Raw genomic sequence first — 2,538 nt, 5'->3', positions numbered from 1 at the left:
ACTCTGATGTCATTGGTGGCACGATCAATCGGAACGAGATCGGCAAAAGGACATATCGGTAGGTTTGTGTCACCGAAAACCCATTCGCGAAGGCTGCATTCGTCAGACCCTTCCCGAGAGATTCGATGCCTGCGCGCACCTGTTCGGCAACCCGGCTGGCAGTGTAGAGCCCCAAGGCGATCACTGCGGTCACATATTCCGGGTTTGGCATGTCGCGCTTGATCCATCGGCCCATATCGTTCGGAACAAGTTCAGGCATGACGAAATACCAAAGGAACAGTTGCAAAAGCAGGGGCACATTGCGGAAAACTTCGACATAGGCGGTGCAAATAAAGGCGATCGGCTTTGATGGCAGGGTGCGCCCCACGCCGACCAAAATTCCCACTGAAAGCGCTATTACCCAAGCTGCGAGGGCTACGGCAAACGTCCACTGCACGCCCATGATCAACCAGCCAAGATAGGGTTCCTGAAAAAGGACGCCCCAGTTCCAGTTATAGTTCATTTGAAAGCATCCTCATTTGACCCTGACACGAAGGGGACAAAGGCCCCCTTCGTGCATGCGTGTAGTTTATTCAGGCAAGGCGTTCAGTTGGAAGGCTGCGCGCAGCAGGTCTGACTGCTCGATACCCATTGGTCCGAACCAGCGGTCATAGATTTCATCAATCTCGCCCGAGCGGAACAGTGCGGCAAGGGCCCGCTTGCCAACAAGTTCGAAGCCACTTTCGTTGCGTGGAACCATCAGCGCATATGGATCATAGGACAAGAACTCGCCGACCACGGCATAATCCTCTGGCGCTCGCGATTTCGCGATCAAGCCGTGAAGCAGGATATGATCCGTCGAATAGGCATCGACACGCCCCGTTTCGAGCGACAGCATACCTTCCGCGTGATCGCGGACGGGCAGGATATCAATCGCAATGCCGCGTTTTTCCATCGCTGCCATGATTGCGCGTTCGTTGGTCGTACCTTGGGCCAATGCAATCCGCAGGCCCTCCATATCTTCGATCCCGGAAATACCGGAATCCGCGCGTGTCAGGATTTGGGTGCCGGTAATGAAAGTCACCGGCAGATATTCAACCTGTTCCTGTCGCGTGAGGTTGTTTGTGGTGGAGCCACATTCAAGGTCAATCGTCCCGTTCGCCATCAGCGCAATACGGGTCTGCGGCGTGACCGGCACGAATTGCACCGTCAGTTCTTGCCCCAAGGTTTCTTCGACCGCAGCGACAACCGCCATGCACAGGTCGATGCTGTAGCCGATTGGGTTCTGGTTTTCATCCAGATATGCAAAGGGAACCGAACTTTCGCGGTGCCCTAACACGATGCTGCCGCGTTCGGCGATGGCGGCTAGGCGGCCTGTTGTGATGTCTTGAGCGAAGGCCGTGCTGCCAAGGGCAACAGTGACCGCAGCAGTGGCGAGAAAGATATGCGCTGATTTCATTTTGATTCTCCTGTTGGTCGTTTTTTGTTTCAGTTGGACGAAAAAAGATGGGAATAGCCAAACAATGCGGCACTTCCCCCAGTGTGCAGAAAGACGATGTTCTTTTGTCCGGCAAAGGCTCCGCGCTGCACGAGGTCAATGAGACCAGCCAGCCCTTTTCCCGAATATACCGGATCGAACAGCAACCCCTCCAGACGTGCCAGAAGACGGACAGCATCCTGCATTTCATTGGTTGGCAAACCATAACCGGGCCCGACATAGTCGCAATTGGCACGGACGCTTTCGCGTTCGATTTGGAACCCTGCGCCCAGGTGTTCCATCGTCTTGCAGGCCAAATCATAGACCATCGTTTCCTGCTTTTCGCGCGGCGCGCGCACGCCGATGCCTAATAGATGAACGTCGGATTCAACTGCGGCCAAACCTGCAACAAGCCCGGCCTGTGTGCCAGAACTGCCTGTTGCATGCACGAGAGCGTCAATGCCAAGATCCATGTCAGCGGCCTGTGTCAGAAGTTCGACTACGCAATTGACATAACCCAGAGCACCGACCGGATTAGAACCGCCACCGGGAATGATGTAGGGGCGGTGTCCTTCGGCCCTAAGCTGGTCGGCCAGCGTTTCCATCTCTGCGGCCATGTCTGTTCCGCCGGGGCGACGGCCCACGGTCGCACCATGAAGATAGTCCAGCAGAACATTGCCGTTGTCAGTATAATCAGGATCGGTATAGCCCGTCCGGTCCTCGAGCAGGATATGGCAATCAAGTCCAAGAATTGCCGCTGCCGCCGCCGTTTGGCGGGCATGGTTGGATTGTGTGGCGCCCTGAGTAATGACGCAATCTGCCTCTTGTGCCTGCGCCTCGGCCATGAGGAATTCCAGCTTTCGGGTTTTGTTGCCACCGCCGGAAAGCCCGGTGCAGTCGTCACGTTTGACCCAGATGCGCGGACCACCCAGATGCGCGCTCAACCGGTCCATCGGCTCCAGCGGGGTCGAAAGATGCGCCAGCGACACGCGGGGAAAGGTCGCCAGCTTACGTCGAATTGCATCACAGCGATCCTTAACGGAAGTTTGAGTGGAATACGCGTTCATGGATAGGCCTTTCGA

3 protein-coding genes are annotated in these 2,538 nt (G+C 56.0%); all 3 read right to left on the bottom strand.

The window, feature by feature from the left end:
• Positions 1-502, bottom strand: a 502-nt coding sequence (locus IBX59_RS15065) for an amino acid ABC transporter permease (protein WP_296377031.1), incomplete at its 3' end; no start/stop codon positions are given.
• A gap of 66 nt (positions 503-568) precedes the next feature.
• Positions 569-1,438: an amino acid ABC transporter substrate-binding protein gene (locus IBX59_RS15060; protein ID WP_296377029.1), complete on the bottom strand. Its 870-nt coding sequence runs from the start codon at positions 1,436-1,438 to the stop codon at positions 569-571.
• 29 nt (positions 1,439-1,467) lie between these two features.
• Positions 1,468-2,523 carry a D-cysteine desulfhydrase gene (locus tag IBX59_RS15055; protein ID WP_296377035.1) on the bottom strand — a complete coding sequence of 352 codons (1,056 nt, stop codon included), beginning with the start codon at positions 2,521-2,523 and terminating at the stop codon, positions 1,468-1,470.
• Positions 2,524-2,538: the final 15 nt, after the last annotated feature.

It is taken from the genome of Yoonia sp., from assembly GCF_014859355.1.
Taxonomy (GTDB): domain Bacteria; phylum Pseudomonadota; class Alphaproteobacteria; order Rhodobacterales; family Rhodobacteraceae; genus Yoonia.
Note: the sequence above shows the minus strand (reverse complement) of the source record. Positions and strands in the feature narration are given on the sequence as shown.

Coding starts and splice junctions, on each gene's coding strand:
- IBX59_RS15060 (WP_296377029.1), bottom strand. CDS start 1,438: ATGAAATCAGCGCATATCTTTCTCGCCACTGCTGCGGTCACTGTTGCC.
- IBX59_RS15055 (WP_296377035.1), bottom strand. CDS start 2,523: ATGAACGCGTATTCCACTCAAACTTCCGTTAAGGATCGCTGTGATGCA.